15 protein-coding genes are annotated in these 17,301 nt (G+C 70.6%); 12 read left to right on the top strand and 3 right to left on the bottom strand.

The annotated features are described in order from the left end of the window. Positions 1 to 334: 334 nt before the first annotated feature. The 3 genes from AC4NMM_RS02170 to glpK all read right to left on the bottom strand — a co-directional run bounded on the left by AC4NMM_RS02170 (position 335) and on the right by glpK (position 4,496). Positions 335 to 1,507, bottom strand: coding sequence for a Cdc6/Cdc18 family protein (locus AC4NMM_RS02170; RefSeq protein WP_491923416.1), 1,173 nt, complete (start codon positions 1,505 to 1,507; stop codon positions 335 to 337). A 313-nt stretch (positions 1,508 to 1,820) separates the two neighbouring features. Next, positions 1,821 to 2,957 (bottom strand): DUF7973 family transport facilitator, encoded by a 1,137-nt coding sequence (locus AC4NMM_RS02175; protein WP_096393333.1) that lies wholly within the window; start codon positions 2,955 to 2,957, stop codon positions 1,821 to 1,823. After that, positions 2,958 to 4,496 carry a glycerol kinase GlpK gene (glpK, locus tag AC4NMM_RS02180; protein WP_491923417.1) on the bottom strand — a complete coding sequence of 513 codons (1,539 nt, stop codon included), beginning with the start codon at positions 4,494 to 4,496 and terminating at the stop codon, positions 2,958 to 2,960. 380 nt (positions 4,497 to 4,876) lie between these two features. On the opposite strand from glpK, the gene glpA reads away from it, so the two are divergent. The 12 genes from glpA (at position 4,877) to AC4NMM_RS02240 (ending at position 17,217) form a co-directional block, all read left to right on the top strand. After that, a complete protein-coding gene (glpA, locus tag AC4NMM_RS02185) occupies positions 4,877 to 6,616 on the top strand; it encodes an anaerobic glycerol-3-phosphate dehydrogenase subunit GlpA (RefSeq protein WP_491923418.1) in 1,740 nt (579 codons plus the stop codon). Beyond that, the gene (gene glpB / locus AC4NMM_RS02190; RefSeq protein WP_491923419.1) at positions 6,617 to 7,996 is read left to right on the top strand and encodes a glycerol-3-phosphate dehydrogenase subunit GlpB; all 1,380 of its coding nucleotides are present in this window, start codon (positions 6,617 to 6,619) and stop codon (positions 7,994 to 7,996) included. Next, positions 7,993 to 9,549: an anaerobic glycerol-3-phosphate dehydrogenase subunit C gene (locus AC4NMM_RS02195; RefSeq protein ID WP_491923420.1), complete on the top strand. Its 1,557-nt coding sequence runs from the start codon at positions 7,993 to 7,995 to the stop codon at positions 9,547 to 9,549. Before glpB ends, AC4NMM_RS02195 begins: the two co-directional genes overlap by 4 nt. A gap of 74 nt (positions 9,550 to 9,623) precedes the next feature. Further along, positions 9,624 to 10,607 (top strand): hypothetical protein, encoded by a 984-nt coding sequence (locus tag AC4NMM_RS02200; protein WP_491923421.1) that lies wholly within the window; start codon positions 9,624 to 9,626, stop codon positions 10,605 to 10,607. Positions 10,608 to 10,688: 81 nt separating this feature from the next. Next, positions 10,689 to 12,095, top strand: a complete 1,407-nt coding sequence (locus AC4NMM_RS02205; protein ID WP_096393327.1) for a CRTAC1 family protein — start codon at positions 10,689 to 10,691, stop codon at positions 12,093 to 12,095. A gap of 105 nt (positions 12,096 to 12,200) precedes the next feature. Then, the gene (locus tag AC4NMM_RS02210) at positions 12,201 to 12,401 is read left to right on the top strand and encodes a DUF7576 family protein (protein WP_096393326.1); all 201 of its coding nucleotides are present in this window, start codon (positions 12,201 to 12,203) and stop codon (positions 12,399 to 12,401) included. 99 nt (positions 12,402 to 12,500) lie between these two features. Then, on the top strand, positions 12,501 to 13,226 hold the full coding sequence (locus tag AC4NMM_RS02215) for a ribosome assembly factor SBDS (RefSeq protein ID WP_096393325.1): 726 nt from the start codon (positions 12,501 to 12,503) through the stop codon (positions 13,224 to 13,226). Positions 13,227 to 13,306: 80 nt separating this feature from the next. Continuing rightward, the gene (locus tag AC4NMM_RS02220; RefSeq protein WP_491923422.1) at positions 13,307 to 13,792 is read left to right on the top strand and encodes an aminoacyl-tRNA deacylase; all 486 of its coding nucleotides are present in this window, start codon (positions 13,307 to 13,309) and stop codon (positions 13,790 to 13,792) included. Between the two features lie 135 nt (positions 13,793 to 13,927). Further along, entirely contained in the window at positions 13,928 to 14,947 is a 1,020-nt protein-coding gene (locus AC4NMM_RS02225; protein WP_491923423.1) for a metal ABC transporter substrate-binding protein, read from the top strand. 100 nt (positions 14,948 to 15,047) lie between these two features. After that, complete coding sequence (locus AC4NMM_RS02230) at positions 15,048 to 15,788, top strand: metal ABC transporter ATP-binding protein (protein ID WP_096393322.1); 741 nt, start codon at positions 15,048 to 15,050, stop codon at positions 15,786 to 15,788. Next, positions 15,788 to 16,846 (top strand): metal ABC transporter permease, encoded by a 1,059-nt coding sequence (locus AC4NMM_RS02235; RefSeq protein ID WP_491923424.1) that lies wholly within the window; start codon positions 15,788 to 15,790, stop codon positions 16,844 to 16,846. Before AC4NMM_RS02230 ends, AC4NMM_RS02235 begins: the two co-directional genes overlap by 1 nt. 86 nt (positions 16,847 to 16,932) lie before the next feature. After that, the gene (locus AC4NMM_RS02240; protein ID WP_096393320.1) at positions 16,933 to 17,217 is read left to right on the top strand and encodes a DUF7545 family protein; all 285 of its coding nucleotides are present in this window, start codon (positions 16,933 to 16,935) and stop codon (positions 17,215 to 17,217) included. Positions 17,218 to 17,301 lie beyond the last annotated feature (84 nt).

Raw genomic sequence — 17,301 nt, forward strand, 5'->3', positions numbered from 1 at the left:
CAGCCGGGAGGCCGCAGTACGCTCGTTGCGCTCCTCAGTCGCTCGCTTCGCTCGCTCCCTCCGGTGCTTACGTCGCCTACTGAGGCCTCCCGGCTGCCCCTTTGAGCCCCACCCGACCGCGACCGCACAGCACCTCACGCCTCCCCAGCCTCGTCAGTCGCCTCCGCTTCGCTCCGGCGACTGACTCCCTCGCGCGTGCTCCTCGCGGCCGCAGAAGGCGGCCACTCGGAGGCACGCGCCACCGCCTACATTTATAAGCAACTGTCGCCGTCGCGTACACCTCTTAAAAAAACGCATCGCTGCTGTCGATCCGGTTGGATCGCCCCCGTGGCCGCTACCCGGTCCGGACGCGCCGGTCGAACAGCTCGCGGAAGACGACCGTCGGGAACAGCGGCACGAGCCGGCTCGGGGGGCGCCCCTTGCCGTCGCTCTGATGGACGGTGACGCGTTCGAGCAGGCCGGCGTCGGCCAGCTCGTAGAGCACGCGCCGCACCGTCGACGCCGAGAGGTCGACGCCCGGGCGGGCGGCGATGGCCTCGGTCGCCACGCCGACCGTCGACCGCTCCTCCTCGGAGAGCCCGGCGAGCTCGTAGAGGAGGCGCTGGCGGCTCTCGGGGAGCGCGAGCACCCGGCCCAGCGCCACGCAGGGGCGCGGGACGCCGTCGATGCCGGCGTCGACGTCGCCGGAGCGGACCGTCGACGCCCCCGCCCGCTCCGCGTTGACCGCCGCGCCCATCACGGCGGCGAGCGCGTCGTGGGCGTCGCCCGCGGCCCACTCGACGATCTCGCGGATCTGGTCGTGCGAGAGCGCTTCGCGGCCGAGCCCGGTCGAACACCGGCTCGTCAGCAGCTCGACGAGCACGTGCCGGCGGTACTTCGCGAACTCGACGGTCGTCTCGGGCTCCCAGTCGATCGCGTCCGGCGGGTCGCGGCCGATACAGGCCGGCGTGACCCGATCGCCAACGTCGTTCAGCCAGTCGATCAGCGTCGCCGCCGTCGGCGTCTCGGTCTCGTTCGTGTGGTCGACCGCGACGACGAGGTCGGGGCCCGTGCGCATCGCGTCGCGCAGCGAGTCGGCCAGCTCCTCGGTCCCGATCCCGTGGTCCGGGACGGGGTCGTCGCTCATCGCGGCCAGCATCGCGTGGTACAGCCGGAATCGGGTCGACGCCTTCCGAGCGTCGACGTAGACGAACCCGGGGATCGTCGGCTCGACCGCCCGCGTCGTCGTCTGGATGGCGCGCCGCGGACCGCTGTGGCTCGCCAGCCGGTCGAACAGCGCGGAGACGACCGCCGACTTCCCGCTCCCCTTCGGGCCGTACACGTAGACGCTCGGCGGGAGCGAGCCGGAGAAGGCGGGCTCGAACACGTCGAGGAGCCGCTCTATCGCCGGGCCGCGGCCGACCGGCGAGTCGACGTGTCTGACCGGTGAGACGGCTTCGAAGTCGGCGAGAACGCTCATGCCGGCGTCGTAGCCGAGCCGCCGTTCGATCCGGTCGTCGATGTTCACGGCCGACCCTCCGAGACAGCCGAACAAAACTGGCACGAAGCGGAGTCGGTGCGCGGTCGATCGCGGTCGGGACCGGCGTCGGCGGCAGGGGCGTCGGGACCGGCGGGTGCGTCGGGAGCGACGGAGCGGCCGCGAGCGGCGGCGACGCCGGCCGAGCGACGGCCGTCGCTCTCGAACCGAGCGCCTCGGCGTTCGCGTGTCCGGTCTGGTCTCATTGGTATCCGGCGGCTTGGTCGGAGGGTGTGTCTCGCGTGCGGAACGGTCCCAGGCCGCTACGGGAGAGCCGACGCGGCGTCGGCTCCCGCGAGCGGTCTCAGAGGTACCCGGCGTTCGGCAGGATGCCGAGGATGGCGAGGACGCCCACGACGAGCATCATGATCGCGATGGCCATCGCCGGGGGGTCCACGTGGGTCCCTGAGTGCGAGTAGAACAGCCGCTGGGTGACCTCGCCGACGAGGCCGCTGAGGGCCCCGAGGACGCCGCCGGCGAGCAGCGCGACGACGGCGCCGCTCGTCCCGACCGACGCGAGCGGCGTCACCGCGCCGATGTCCCCGAACGCGCCGACGCCGATCACGGCGCCGACGGAGCCGAGCAGGGTGATGTGGTGTGTCACCGGGATCTTCTCGACGCCGAGGTTCAGGAACAGCAGGCTGATCGCCGAGATGCCGTAGCCGAGGAAGATGCTCCCCGTCTGGAGGTAGATGTACCCGCCGAGGATACCGCCGACGAGGCCGATGGCGGCGACGCCGGACCACTTGTACTGGTGGGGGAGCCACGGCTCGGTCGCCGGCCGGCCGGCGTGCTCTTCCGGACCGCCGTCGGCCTGCGGATGCATGTCGCCGCGCTCGAACGGCGACATGTCGAGCAGCCCCTTCCCGGCCGGCTTCCCGACGATCGGGTAGCCGAACACCGGGCGGGCGAGGAACGCGGTCGCGAACACCGACACCGCGATGAAGTCGGTCGGCGGCGTCATCCCGATGACGTTGATGAAGACGCCGTTCAGCACGCGGGTGAGCAGCATCCCGATCACGCCGAAGACGGCCCCGACGGCGAGGATGTCCGGCTTCGTGCCGAACGCGTACGTGATGTCCTTCCCGAAGTGATATCCGCCGTCGGCGGGGTTCATGTCGGGGTACTTCTTGCCCGCGTACGCCGAGGCGGCGACGCCGCCCGCGAACGCGATGTGCGGGCCGGTTATGGCACCGAACCCGATGACGCCGGTGATGCCCGCGGCGAGCTCGCCCGCGGGGATGCCTTCGATCGCGCCGATCTGTCGCTGAAGGATGCCGATACCCTCGCCGAGGAAGACGACGAACCCGGTGAAGATGAACGCCGGGAGCGCGCCGATCGCGGCCCCGAACGCGCCGCCCGCCAGCGCGGTGATGAGCAGCATGACGAACAGCTTGACCTCGATCCCGAGGACCGGGATCTGGAGGAGGAGCTCGTTCATTTACTCGTCCTCCTCGTCGATCGCCCAGTTCTTCGAGCGCTCGACCGCGTCGTCCCAGCGGCTGTACAGCTTGTCGACCTCCGCCTGGTCCTTCTCGGGCGTGAACTCGCGGTCGATCTGCCAGTTGTCGCGCAGCTCGTCGACGTTGTCCCAGTAGCCGACCGCGAGCCCGGCGGCGTACGCCGAGCCGAGCGCGGTCGTCTCGTCGACCTCAGGCCGCGCGATCTCGGTCTGGATGATGTCGGACTGGAGCTGACAGAGGAAGTTGTTCTTCACCGCGCCGCCGTCGACGCGGAGGCTCGTCGTCTCCACGCCGGAGTCGGCCTCCATGGCCTCGGCGATGTCGCGGGTCTGGTAGGCGATCGATTCGAGCGTCGCCCGCACGATGTGCTCCTTGCTCGTGCCGCGGGTCATCCCGACGATGGTGCCGCGGGCGCGGCCGTCCCAGTGCGGGGCGCCGAGGCCCGTGAACGCCGGGACCATGTAGACGCCGTCGGTCGAGTCGACCGAGCGCGCCAGCTCCGCGGTCTGGGCCGCGTTGTTGATCAGGTCGACGTCCTCGAGCCACTCGATCGCGGCGCCGGTGATGAAGATCGAGCCTTCCAGCGCGTACTGGACGGGCTCGCCGGACATCTGGAAGCCGATCGTGGTGAGGAGCCCGTGGTCGGACTCGACGGCCTCGTTGCCCGTGTTCATCAGGTAAAAGGAGCCCGTGCCGTAGGTGTTCTTCGCGTCGCCCTCGTCGAAACAGGTCTGGCCGAACAGCGCGGCCTGCTGGTCGCCGAGCGCGCCCGCGACGGGCACCTCCTCGCCGAGGAAGCCGTCGGGGTCCGTGTGACCGTAGTAGTCCTCGTCTGAGGAGGGGCGCACCTCGGGCACCATCTCCTTCGGTACGTCGAACTCGTCGAGCAGCTCGTCGTCCCACTCCAGGTCCCGGATGTTGTACAGCATCGTCCGGGAGGCGTTGGTGACGTCAGTGATGTGGTTGCCCGTCAGGTTGTAGATGAGCCACGAGTCGATGGTGCCCATCACCAGCTCGCCGGCGCGGGCGCGGTCGCGGAGGTCGCCCCCGCGGGAACTCTGCATCTTGAGCGGCTCCGCGTTGTCGAGGATCCACTCGGTCTTGGTCGCGGAGAAGTACGCGTCGGCCTCGAGGCCGGTCTTCTCGCGGATCTCCTCGACCTTGTCCGCCTCCTGGAGCTCCTCGACGCGGTCGGTCGTCCGCCGGTCCTGCCACACGAGGGCGTTGTGGACCGGTCGCCCGGAGTCTTTGTCCCAGACGATGGTCGTCTCGCGCTGGTTGGTGATGCCGATCGCTTCGAGCTGGTCCGCCTCCAGCCCGGCGTCCGCGAGGCCGTCGAGGACGACCTGCTGGGTGTTCTCCCAGATCTCCATCGGGTCGTGTTCGACCCAGCCCGGGTTCGGGTAGATCTGTTCGTGCTGTTCGTAGGCGTTCGCGACGACCTGGCCCTCATGGTCGAACACCATGAATCGGGTGCCGGTCGTCCCCTGGTCTATCGCACCGACGTACTGTGTCATGTTGTGGATCCCTCCTGTGGCGCTGGTCCGTGCGCGGCGGTGGCCGGGTCGCACTCGCCGTCGAGAGCGATCCCGACGCCGCGTCCGCTGTCGCGTCGCGCGTCCGCTCGGTCAGACCCGTCCGGAGCCGACCCGAGGCGGCCGCGAGGCGTATCGACGCCGCCGCGACATATCTTCACGGAAGCTACCACGCCAATCGTGAACATAATGTACTACCATAATAATCTTCCTGTTAAAATCCGGATACCGGCGGGAATGAAAAAGTATAGTATATAAACGCACCGGCACCGACAGCGATTACACTACTTGAATGACCCTGATAGTTATGGGTAGGACGCCTCGGGAGGTAAAGTAAAGTGGTCGTGGTCCAAGGGCCTCGCATGGACAGACAAGTGGACGTCGTCGTCGTCGGTGGGGGGTCGACGGGGTGCGGCGTCGTCAGGGACCTGGCGCGGCGCGGGCTCGATACGGTCCTCGTCGAGAAGGGGAACCTGACGCACGGCACGACCGGACGGATGCACGGCCTCCTCCACAGCGGGGGCCGCTACGCGGTCTCGGACCGGAAGAGCGCGAAGGAGTGTATCGAGGAGAACATGGTCCTCCGCGACATCGCGGGTCACTGCGTCGAGGAGACCGGCGGGCTGTTCGTCAAGCGACCGGAGGACTCCGAGGAGTACTTCCAGGAGAAGCTGGAGGGGTGTAAGGCGTGCGACATCCCGGTCGAGGTGATCGACGGCGAGGAGGCGCGGCGCCGCGAGCCGTACCTCGCGCGCGACGTGGAGAAGGCGATCGCCTTGCCCGACGGCGCGGTCGACCCCTTCCGCCTCTGCGTCTCCAACGCCGCCGACGCCCGCGAGCACGGCGCGCGGGTCGAGACGCACGCCCCGGTGACCGACGTGCTCGTCGAGGACGGCGAGGTCGTCGGCGTCGAAATCGAACACGAGACCGGCCCCGGGAAACGCGTCCATCGCGAGCCCGGGACGACCGAGGAGATCCGCGCGCGCCACGTGGTCAACGCGACCGGCGCGTGGGCGGGCAACGTCGGCGAGATGGCCGGCGTCGACGTGGAGGTCCGCCCCTCGAAGGGCGTGATGACGGTGATGAACACCCGGCAGGTCGACACCGTGATCAACCGGTGCCGGCCGAAGGGCGACGCCGACATCATCGTCCCGCACGAGACCGCCTGCATCCTCGGCACGACCGACGAGGAGGTCGACGACCCCGAGGACTACCCCGAGGAAGACTGGGAGGTCGACCTGATGATCGAGACCCTTTCGGAGCTCGTGCCCGCGCTCGAAGACGCCCGGACGCTCCGGTCGTTCTGGGGCGTCCGCCCGCTCTACGAGCCCCCGGGAACGGGCACCGAGGACCCGACGGACATCACGCGCGACTACTTCCTCCTCGACCACGGCGACCGCGACGACCTGCCGGGGATGACGACCATCGTCGGCGGGAAGCTCACCACCTACCGGATGATGGCCGAATCCATCTCCGACCACGTCTGCGAGACGCTCGACTACGAGGCGACCTGCGACACCGCCGAGGCGCCGCTGCCGGGCTCGGAGAGCGAGGCGCGCATGGAGGAACTGATGGACGAGTTCGGCCTCCGCTCCCCGGTGGCGCGGCGCTCGGGCCAGCGGCTCGGCTCGCGGGCCGACGACGTCCTCGACGAGTACGACCCGAACCCGATCGTCTGTAACTGCGAGAGCGTGACCCGCGCGGAGGTTCAGGACGCGATCGGCGAGGCCGGCTCCGACCTCAACGCGGTCCGCCTGCGGACCCGCGCCTCGATGGGGAACTGTCAGGGCGGCTTCTGTACGCACCGGATCGCCGCGGAGCTGGCCGAGGAGTACCCCGAACCGGTCGTCCGCGACGCCGAGGACGAGCTGTATCAGGAGCGCTGGAAGGGCCAGCGCCACGCGCTGTGGGGCGAACAGCTCTCGCAGGCGATGCTGAATCACATGCTCCACGCGACGACGATGAACCGCGACGGCGACCCCGCGAGCCGCGACGAGGACGTCGACTTCGGCGCGTTCGACGCGGGCGCCGACGCCGGTGCGACCGATGTCGACGGGTCGGGAGGCGAGGAAGGTACCGTGGCCACCGACGGAGGGCGCTGAATGGCGATAAACAGCGACGTCCTCGTGGTCGGCGGCGGCCTCGCCGCGGTCACGGCGGCGGTGTCGGCCGCCCGCGAGGGCGCGGACGTGCGGCTCGTCTCCCACAAGGCGAGCACGCTGCGACAGGCCTCCGGGCTGATCGACGCGCTCGGCTACGTCCCGGCGACCGAGCCGGCGAAGCCGCTGCGCGACGGGCCGCCGACCGCGGGTCGGGAGCTCGACCCCGACGAGTGGCCCGACCCCGAGGGGCCGCTCGCGGAGCCGTTCGAGGGGGTCGACCGGCTCCCCGAGAGCCATCCCTACCAAATCGTCGGCACCGAGGCGCTCCGCGACGGGCTCGACCTGTTCGACGACCTCGCGGGCGACGCGTACCGCGGCGGCCACACCGACCGCAACGCCCTCGTGCCGACGTTCGGCGGCGCGGTGAAGCCGACGGCGCGGTATCCCGCCGCCGCCGAGGCCGGGCTCGCGAGCGACGACCGACCGATGCTCGTCGTCGGGTTCCGGTCGCTCACGGAGTACGACGCACGCGCCTTCGCCGGGCGGCTGGAGGCGGCGGGCGTCCCGTTCGACGTGGCAGGGGCGGAAGTCGAGTTCGCGGAGGCGTTCCGCGCCGACGCGAAGATAACCCGGCTTGCGAAGGCGCTCGACCACGACGAGGCGATCGACGGGACTCCCGCCCGCGAGGCGCTCGCGAAGGCGGTCTCGCCGCACCTCCACGACGCCGTCGACGAGTCCGGCGGCGTCGAGCGCGTCGAGCGCGTCGGCTTCCCGGCGTTCCTCGGCGACGACCGGGGCGAAGAGGTCCGCGAGGAGCTCGCCGACCGGCTCGGTGCCGACGTGTTCGAGATCCCAATGGGGCCGCCAAGCCTCCCGGGGCTCCGCTTGGAGGACCGGCTGTTCGACGCGCTCGACGCCGAGGGCGTCCGGTTCGAGACCGGCAATCCCGTCGTCGGCGTCGAGTCCGCGAGCGACGGTCGGGTGGAGGCGGTCGCGGTCGACCGGAAGGGGCGGACGGCGCCGTACGGCGCCGACGCCTTCGTGCTGGCGACCGGCGGCCTCGTCGGGAAGGGGCTCGACTCCGACCGCGAGGGCGTCCGCGAGCCCGTCTTCGACCTGTACGTCGACCAGCCGGATGACCGGTACGAGTGGTTCGTCGACGACGCGTTCGGCGACCAGCCGTACGCGCGGTTCGGCGTCCGGGCCGACGAGCGGTGTCGGCCCACGGACGCTGACGGCGAGGTACAGTACGAGAACGTGTTCGCGGCCGGCGGCGTCGTCGGCGGCGCGGACGCGGCGCGGGAGAAGTCCGCGAGCGGGGTGTCGCTCGCGACCGGCATCGTGGCCGGGCGGCAGGCGGCGACGGAGGCGAACCAATGACACGACACACGGAGGACGACGGAGACGCAGGGGATTCGAACCGAGCGAGCGAACCGAGCGTCGACGGGCCGACCCCGGGCGTCCCGGAGGCCGGTCGCGACGAGCAGCCGTCCATCTTTGTTCCCGATGAGGGGGAGATTCCGGAGGCGAATGCGACTGACGGCCGCGACGCGGGGCGGACCGGTGGGGGGCCGGCCGCCGACCGCGCCGCCACCGACGGCGGCGTCGAGAGCGCCTCGGGCGGGGCCGAGAGCGCGACCGGTGGAACGGACTCGGCCGAGCTCGACCCCGACGCGTACGACCCCGTCGACGTGTTCCCGGGCGGTGACCTCGACCTCCGCGAAGGGGCCGACTCCTGTTACAAGTGTACGAGCTGCGATACCTCCTGTCCGGTGGCGGAGGTCGACGACGAATTCCCCGGCCCGAAGTTCCAGGGCCCCGAGCAGTGGCGGCTCAAGCGGAAGGACGACCACGACATCGACGAGTCGATCAACTCCTGTTCGAACTGTATGCGCTGTGATGACGCCTGCCCCTCCTCCGTGCCGCTCTCGCAGATGCACAACGAGGCCCGCGGGCAGTTCGTCGAGCGGCAGATGGAGAAGCTCTCGGTCGAGTACATTCGGAATCGGATTCTGGCCAACTACCGCACGTCGGCGAGCCTCGCGAGCAAGTTCCCGCGGACGGCGTCGTTCGCGATGAACTTCGGGCCCGCGCGGTGGGCGATGGAGAAGGTGATGGGGATCCCCAAGGAGCGCGACTTCCCCGAGTTCGCCACGGAGACGTTCCGCGAATGGTGGAAGGCGCGCGGCGGGGCGCAGGTGGAGAACCCCGACAAGCGCGTGGCGTACTTCCACGGCTGCTACTCCAACTACAACACTCCCGAGGTCGGCAAGGCGATGGTCCGCGTCTACGAGCACTTCGGCTACGAGGTCATGGTGCCGCCCCAGAAGTGTTCGGGCACGCCGATGTTCGCGAACGGGATGTTGGACGACGCGCGCCGCCACGCCGAGACGAACGTCGAGAACCTCGTGGAGGCCATCGGCGAGGGCGCCGACGTGATCGCCTCCTGCACCTCCTGCTCGATGTCGCTGCGTCAGGAGTACCCCGAGCTGTTCGACCTCCACGGGATCGAGGACCTCGCCGAGCACACCTTCGAGGCGCTGGAGTACCTCCGGATCCACGAGGACTTAGAGGGCGAACTCGACGCGGCCGGCGGGCTCGACGACGAGCGCGCGTTCGCGTACCACGCGCCGTGTCACGCCCGCAACCAGGGGCTCTCCCGGCAGGCGGTCGAGACGTTCCGCGACGTCGACGGCGTGACGATGGAGGACGTCGGCGACTCCTGTTCGGGCATCTCCGGCACCTACGGCTGGAAGGAGGAGAAGTACGAGAAGTCGATGGAGATCGGCGCGGAGATGTTCGAACACATGGAGGACGCCGAGGGCGAGGTCGGGATGACGGAGTGTCCGACCTGCGCGATGCAGATGGAACACGGCACCGGCTACGAGATCGAACACCCCCTCCAGCTGCTGGAGGACGCGCTCGGCGCGTAGGCGGCGCCGGTCGTTCTCAGGCCCGATAACCGAGTGGGAATTCTTATCAACCGAACTCGCCGACTCCGGCCCACGTGACTCTCGAACAGTTTCTCGATCGCTTCGACGGACCCGAGCGCTCCGTGGTCATCGTCAACCGAACCGACCCGGATCCCGTCCTGAACATGCTCGTGGACACGTTCGGCGACGACGCAGTACGGGTGGTCGACGGTCGGGTCACGCCGGGCGACGCCGAGCGACCGGCGACCGACGGCGCCGGGATCGCCGGTCCCGACCGACGGGGCGGGCTGACCGCCCGGAAGCTGACGACGACCGCCGTGGTCGACGGGGCGGGCGAGGCCGTCCCATCGATCGACGTGGACGTGCTGCGCCGCCACGACGACGTCCCCTTCGACGGCGACGACCCCGACGAGATCGAGAACCTCGTGCTGCTCATGGAGGGAGACGAGGTGGTCGCCGGCTCGACGCTCGGCGAGCTCGGCGACGCGGTGCTGTTCGTCAACTCGGACCTGTACATCACCGGGAGCCGGTCGCTCGCGGACGTCGACCTCCCCTCGGTGATAAGCGGCCTCGACGACGCGACGTTCACGCTCCGGGGGTACCCCGAGTCGAACCGACAGAAGCTGCTCCTGATCACCATCTCGCGGTTCATCGAGCGGGCGGCGTGGACCGCCGGCGACGGCACCCTGCGCTCGTCGTTCCAGCGGCTCTCGCGCATCGACGACGAGGTCGGCACGCGCGAGGTGTACGAGCGGATTTCGGCCACGGGCGTCGACACGCACCTCTACGGCGTGCCGGACGAGCTCCCGGCGGACCTCGACGCGGTGATCCACGCCGGCGACAACCCCGACTTCACCGACAGCTGGTTCGTGGTGTACCGCCCCCCGGAGGGGCCCCATCCGGCAAAGAGCGACCCGGACAGCGACCTCGTCCGGGGGATCGAGGGGGGCGTCGGCCTCCTCGCGGTCGAGACCGAGCCGCGCGTCTGGCGCGGCCTCTGGACGTTCGACGCGGACCGGATCTCGCGGGTGAACCGGTACATCGAACGGAACCTGTAGGCGCGGCGTCCATTTCCTCCCGCCGGTCGCTGCCCGTATCCAACCCGTGCGTTCATATTCTCGGAGCGGTGACGGGCGGCCATGTTCACGGAGCGGTCCGCGCTCGTCGACGACGCGCGCCCGATGCGGGGGTACGGCGTCGCGGTGACGCCCGGCCGCGGCGGGCCGCTCGTCTTCGTCGCCGGTTACGGCGAGCCGAACCGGCTATACGCCCGGGAGGACGACCGCTTCTCCGACACCGCCTGCGGCATCGTCGCCGACGGGACGCGCCACGGAATGGGGGTGTGCGCGGCCGACCTCGACGCCGACGGCTGCGAGGAGGTGTACGTCCACAACTGCGCGCGCGGCGTCGACGGCGGCGACCCCGACCTCCTCTTGAGCCGCCTGGAGGCCGACCGGTACCGCTGGACGGACGTCTTCGCCCGCGAGGTGAACGCCGACCGCATCGACGTCCGCGCCGGCCGGTCGGTCGCCGCCCTCGACCGGCTCGGGACCGGCCGGTACGGCGTCGCGGTCTCCGGCTACGCCGCCCCGCTCGCGTTCTACGAGCTGGGCGACGACGGCGAGGTGACCGACATGGCCGAGGCGGTCGGCTTAGAGGTCGAGGGGGGCTGCCGGTCGCTGCTCGCGGTCCCGTACCGCTCCCGCGAGGGCGACCTGTTCGCGGGCGTCGAAGGGGGGCCGAACCGGCTGTTCAGCAACCGCGACGGCCACTACGCCCGGACCGACGGCGGCCCCGACCTCTCGGACCCCGGCGGCGACACGCGCGGCGCCGCGCTCGTCGACGAGGGCGGGACGTTCGCGCTCGCGGTCGGCAACGAGTCGGCGCCGAGCCGCCTCCTCCGCTGTTCGCCGGACGGCGGCTACGACGACGTGGCCCCCGATCCGCTCCGCGACGTGGGTCCGGTCCGGACGGTCGTCGCCGCGGACCTCGACAACGACGGGCGAGAGGAGCTCTTCTTCAACGTCTGCGGCGCCGAGAACCGGCTGTTCGAGCGCGTGGACCGCCCCGACGAGCCGCCGGAGTGGGAGCCCGTCGACCTCGGCGCGGCCGCGGAGCCGGACGGGTTCGGCACCGGCGCGGTGGCGGCCGACCTCGACGGCGACGGCGCCCTCGAGCTCCTCGTCGTCCACGGCGAGGTCGCCGCGCAGCCGGTGACCGCCTACGGGGACCCTGACGCGCCCGACGCCGGCTGGCTCCGCGTGCGGCCGACGACGCGCCACGGCGCGCCGGCGCGCGGCGCCGTCGTCACCTTAGAGACCGCCGACGGGGTCCAGCGGCGGACGATAGACGCGGGCGGCGGCTGCCTCTGTCAGACGGAGCCGGTCGCCCACTTCGGGCTCGGGAGCGCGGAGCCGCTGCGCGTGGACGTGCGGTGGCCGGACGGCCGCGAGCGGACCGTCGTCGGTCCGAGCGCGGACCGAGAGATGACCGTCAAACACCCGTCGCTGAAGGCGACCGACCGCGACGCGCGGACGCGGCGATAGCGGCCGAGACGCACCGGGAGCGGGGGCCGCCGGAACGGTAGCCACAGCCGTGGCCAGAACTGCCGCCCTTCGCGGGTTCAAGTGTCCCCGGGCGAACGGGGAGGTATGGTGGATCCGACCTCGGAACTCGAGGAGGACGTCGACGAGGAGTCCGCACCGAGCTGCGCCGCGTGCGGCGAGCCGGCGCTGGGGACCGGGCGACGGACGGTCACGTGGGTCGACGGCGACGACGTCGTCCACCGACACTTCTGTTCGGAGTCGTGCCGCGAGGACTGGGACGACGAGCGGCCGGCGGCGACCGAGTAGTCGGCCGCGGCGCGCGAACTCGGCCCCCGGCAATCCGATTCGACGTGACGGCCGGTGACGGCGGGAGGCTTTTTGCCCGCGGGGGTGGTATCGTTCGGTATGATATCGCTCGACGAGGCCGTGACGGCCCGACTGGAGTCACACGGGGAGCGCTTCGAGGTCCTGATCGACCCCGACGCCGCGCTCGCGATCAAGCGCGGGGAGTTCGAGGGGGACCTCGAAGAGGTCATCGCGGCCGAGGACGTCTTCGAGAACGCCTCGCGGGGCGATCGACCGGCCGAGGAGGACTTAGAGACGGTCTTCGGCACCACGGACCCGCTCGAAATCATCCCCGAGGTCGTCGAGCGCGGGGAGATCCAGATCACCGCCGAGCAGCGCGCGGAGATGCAAGAGCGGAAGCACAACCAGCTCGTGACCACCATCACGCGAAACGCCGTGAACCCGCAGATGGACGACTCGCCGCACCCGCCCGAGCGGATCGAGCGCGCCTTGGAGGAGGCCGGCTTCCAGATCGACCCGATGGAGCCGGTCGAGAACCAGGTCGACGACGCGCTCGACGCGCTCCGACCGGTGATCCCGATCCGGTTCGAGGAGGTGACGATGGCGGTCCAGCTTCCCGCCGACTACGCGGGGTCCGGACAGGCGCAGATCCGCGAGTTCGGCGACTTAGAGCGAGAGGAGTGGCAGAACGACGGTTCGTGGGTGGGGGTCCTCACCTTCCCGGCTGGGCTCCAGAACGACCTCTACGACCTCGTCAACGAACTCACCTCGGGAGAGGGCGACGCCCGCGTGATCAAGGACAAGGACGAACTGCGGACCCGCTGACGGGCCCCCGACGGCCGGCCCGCGGACGCAGTTTCACCGCCTCCGGGAGGTTGATACCGGCGGGACGCGGCTCGGATCGCATGCATCCACGCGCGGCGGAGTTCCAAGAGCGAGCCAGGGATCGGTACGAGGTCGACGTCGAGGTGCTGGAGTTCGACGCGGGCACGGAGACGGCGGCCGCCGCGGCCGACGCCGTCGGCTGCGAGACGGGCGCCATCGCGTCGACCATCGTCGTCTCGCTCGCCGGTGGCGAACGCGACGGCGGCCTCGTCGCGGCGGTCACGAGCGGCGCGAATCGGCTGGACCTCGACGCGGTCGCCGGTCACTTCGGCGCCGACGCCGCCGAGATGGGCGACCCGAGCCGGATCCGGGAAGTCGTCGGCTGGAGCATCGGCGGCGTTCCGCCGATCGGTCACGACGCCGCGCTCCAGACCGTCTTCGACCCGACGCTCACCGAGTACGACACCGTCTACGGTGCCGCCGGGACGCCGAGCGCGGTGTTCGCGGTCGACCCCGAGACGCTCGCCGAACTCGCGGACGCGACCGTCGTCGACCTCACGGAGTGAGGCGGTCGGTCCGAGGCCCGTTCCCCGCGCGCGACCGGGCGGAGTTGTTAATCTCGGGCGCTCTCGGCGGCCGAGTTATTAATTGAGAGTTGTGAAATAATAGCTTTTTTCTATTAACCCGCGCTACCGATCGGTATGACTCACTCACGGCGGTCGGTGCTGCGGCGGGGCGCCGGGCTCGCGGTCGCGGGGACGGCCGCGTCGCTGGCCGGGTGTTCCGGCGCCGCGGACGGCGGGTCCGAGGGGTTCGACTCCGGCTACGCCGCCTTCTTCACCCTCAACGACTGGGCGAACGAGGTCGCGGGCGAGAACGCGAGCTTCGAGGACCCGGTCGACGTGGGGCAGCTCGGTCACGGGTGGACGCCGGACGGGACCCTCGCGGCGGACGTCGCCGTGACGGACGCGTTCGTCTACCTCGACAGCCCGGAGTTCTCGTGGGCGCAGGACCTGGCCGCGACGCTGGAGAGCGACTACGACTCCGTCGCCGTCATCGACGGGCTGGACGGGCTCGAAGGCGACCTGCTCGACTGGGACCACTCGCACGGCGGCGAGGGGGTGGGCCACGACGAGGGGAGCGGAGATCAGGCGGGCGACGACGGGGCCCACGAAGACGACCGCCAGCACGACCCGCACGTCTGGGTCGATCCGGTGTTCGCCGCCGACATCGTCGACACGATCGCGACCGGACTGGGCGAGGCGGACCCGGACCACGCCGACGCGTACGCCGCGAACGCCGAGGAGTACGCCGCGGAACTCGACGCGGTCGACTCGGCCTTCCAGTCGATCGCCGACGAGGCCACTCGCGACGTGGCGGTGCTCGCGGGCCACAACTCGTTTCAGTACCTGGAGGCGCGCTACGGCTTCCGGCTTCGCTCGCCGGTCGGCGTCTCGCCGCAGAACGAGCCGACGCAGTCGGAGATCGCCGACACGATCGAACTCGTCGACGCCGAGGGGAGCGACGTCGTGCTGTACGACCGCTTCCAGTCGCCCCGGCTCGCCGAGTCGATCGTCGAGAACAGCGACGCGACGGAGGCGGTCCCCGTCACGCCTGCCGGCGGGACGACGCGGGAGTGGAACGACGCCGGCTACGGCTACCTCGAACAGATGACCGAGATCAACGTCCCCGCCTTCGAGCGGGCGTTCGGCGCACAGTGAGCCGTTCGGCCCGCGCGACGACCGTCGAGCCGCCCGGCGACGGCGACGCCGCCGGACTAAAAGAGCTAAACGTGCGGCCGCCCCAGATCGGAGACACGCAGTGAGCGCAATCGTCGACCTCGACGGCGTAACCTTCTCCTACGGCGATACCGTCGCCGTGAGAGACGTCTCCCTCACCGTCGAGGAGGGGGACTTCCTCGGACTCGTCGGCCCGAACGGCTCCGGGAAGACCACCCTCCTCCACCTCATGCTCGGTCTCCACGAGGCGGACGAGGGGTCGGTCGAGCTGTTCGGGCGCCCGATCGAGGAGTTCGACGACGGCGGTCGGATCGGCTACGTCTCACAGAAGGCGACGAGCCGCGGCGGCGCGATGCCGGTCACGGTCCGCGAGTGCGTCACCATGGGCCGGTTCGCGCACGCCGGACGGGGGCGCCTCTCGGACGCCGACCGCGCCGCCGTCGCGGACGCCATCGAGACGGTGGGTATCGGTGATCTGACCGACCGGCTCGTCTCGGAGCTGTCCGGCGGGCAGAAGCAGCGCGCGTACATCGCGCGGGCCCTCGCGAGCGACGCGGACCTGCTCGCGCTCGACGAGCCGACGGTCGGCGTCGACGCCGAGTCGCGCGACGCGTTCTACGCCCTCCTCGACGATCTCAACGACGAGGGTATCACGATCATCCTCATCGAGCACGACATCGGCGTCGTCACCGACCGCGCGAACCGCATCGCCTGTATCAACACCGAGCTGTACCACCACGGGGACACCGAGTCGTTCGTCGAGAGCGACGCCCTCGCCGAGGCGTACGGGACGACCGGACAGGTCGTCCACCACCACCACTGATGGCGGGGAACTCGGCCGAGGAGGACGGGGACCGCACGGGCGGCGGGCGGGGGCGCCGCAGAACCGCGGAGCTCGTCGGAATCGGCATCACGGGCGTCGTCGCGGTCGGCATGCTCGGGTTCCTCCTGCTGTACTGGGCGCAGGATCTCCCGGTCGCGAGCGAGCTGTACGCCGCGTTCCGCTCGCTCGGCCGCGCGATGGACGCCGCGTTCGGCACGAACGTGTTCCGGCACCCGATCATGTGGCAGTCGATGTCGGTGGGCGTGCTCGTCGGGGTGGTCGCCCCGCTCGTCGGCTCGTTCCTCGTCCACCGCGAGATGGCGCTGATCGGCGAGACGCTCGCGCACACGGCGTTCGCCGGCGTCGCCCTCGGCATCCTCGTCACCTCCTCGACCGGGTGGAACGGGTCGCTGCTGCTCGTCGCGCTCGCGGTCGGCATCCTCGGCGCGCTCGCGGTCCAGTGGCTCACCGAGCGCACCGAGGCCTACGGCGACGTGCCGATCGCGATCATGCTCAGCGGGAGCTTCGCGGTCGGCACGCTGATCATCAGCTACGGCGACGGGCTCACCGGGGTCAACGTCGAGGGGTTCCTGTTCGGGAACCTCGCGGTGGTCACCCCGGAGGGCGCGCGGCTGATGGGCGCGCTCTCCCTGATCGTCGTCGCCGGCGTGGCGCTGACGTACAAGCAGCTCCTCTTCATCACCTTCGACGAGCAGGCCGCGCGGGTCGCGCAGCTGAACGTCACCGGCTACAACACCCTGCTCGTGGTGCTGACCGCGGTCGTCGTCGTCGGCGCGATGCAGGTGCTCGGCGTCATCCTCGTCGCCGCGATGCTCGTCGTCCCCGTCGCGGCCGCCTCGCAGGTCGCCCGGAGCTTCCGGGAGACGATGTACCTCGGCGTGATCTTCGGCCAGCTGTCGGTGCTCGGCGGCTTCGCGGTCTCGATCGGGTTCGGCCTCCCCTCCGGGGGGTCGATCGTCGTCACGGCCATCGCGGTGTACCTCGCGAGCGTCGTCGGCTCGGGCTCCTCCGTGACGGCCGTCTCGGCGCACGGGTGAACCCGATCGGTCCGCACGGTTTCGACCCGACGCCCGCCCGCGTCCGGTTTCCACAGACCCTTATGTCGCGGCCGCGACCCACGCCTATGGGAGACACCGAGACCTACACGATCACCGGTCCCGACGGTGACGAAGAGTCGTTCGAACTGCCAGCCGGCCTCGTCGACGTGCTCAGCGAGCAGGGCGAGCCCGCGACGGCCGTCGTCTCCGACGTGATCGTCCAGGCGATGGCCCAGCAGGCGCACGTCATCGTCCACCACAGCGAGGGCGACGTGCCCGAGGACATCGCGGAGATGGAGGAGACGGCCGCGGAACTGTTCGAGGAGCGGTTCGGGCAGCCCCTCGAAGAGGCGCTCGGCCACTCGCACTGAGCGGGATCGGCGGCGCGTCGCAGCCGCCGGCCGCGCCCCCGTAACGGCCGAACACGCGCCCCCGTGACGCCCGAACGAGTTCGG

The sequence above is a fragment of the Halorubrum sp. SD41 genome (assembly GCF_058630335.1).

Excerpts from the sequence above, each read along its gene's own strand:
- AC4NMM_RS02220 (WP_491923422.1), top strand. The coding sequence starts at position 13,307 with ATGCATCCACGCGCGGCGGAGTTCCAAGAGCGAGCCAGGGATCGGTAC.
- glpK (WP_491923417.1), bottom strand. The coding sequence starts at position 4,496 with ATGACACAGTACGTCGGTGCGATAGACCAGGGGACGACCGGCACCCGA.
- AC4NMM_RS02210 (WP_096393326.1), top strand. The coding sequence starts at position 12,201 with ATGGTGGATCCGACCTCGGAACTCGAGGAGGACGTCGACGAGGAGTCC.
- AC4NMM_RS02215 (WP_096393325.1), top strand. The coding sequence starts at position 12,501 with ATGATATCGCTCGACGAGGCCGTGACGGCCCGACTGGAGTCACACGGG.
- glpA (WP_491923418.1), top strand. The coding sequence starts at position 4,877 with ATGGACAGACAAGTGGACGTCGTCGTCGTCGGTGGGGGGTCGACGGGG.
- AC4NMM_RS02225 (WP_491923423.1), top strand. The coding sequence starts at position 13,928 with ATGACTCACTCACGGCGGTCGGTGCTGCGGCGGGGCGCCGGGCTCGCG.
- AC4NMM_RS02205 (WP_096393327.1), top strand. The coding sequence starts at position 10,689 with ATGTTCACGGAGCGGTCCGCGCTCGTCGACGACGCGCGCCCGATGCGG.
- AC4NMM_RS02175 (WP_096393333.1), bottom strand. The coding sequence starts at position 2,957 with ATGAACGAGCTCCTCCTCCAGATCCCGGTCCTCGGGATCGAGGTCAAG.
- glpB (WP_491923419.1), top strand. The coding sequence starts at position 6,617 with ATGGCGATAAACAGCGACGTCCTCGTGGTCGGCGGCGGCCTCGCCGCG.
- AC4NMM_RS02240 (WP_096393320.1), top strand. The coding sequence starts at position 16,933 with ATGGGAGACACCGAGACCTACACGATCACCGGTCCCGACGGTGACGAA.
- AC4NMM_RS02235 (WP_491923424.1), top strand. The coding sequence starts at position 15,788 with ATGGCGGGGAACTCGGCCGAGGAGGACGGGGACCGCACGGGCGGCGGG.
- AC4NMM_RS02195 (WP_491923420.1), top strand. The coding sequence starts at position 7,993 with ATGACACGACACACGGAGGACGACGGAGACGCAGGGGATTCGAACCGA.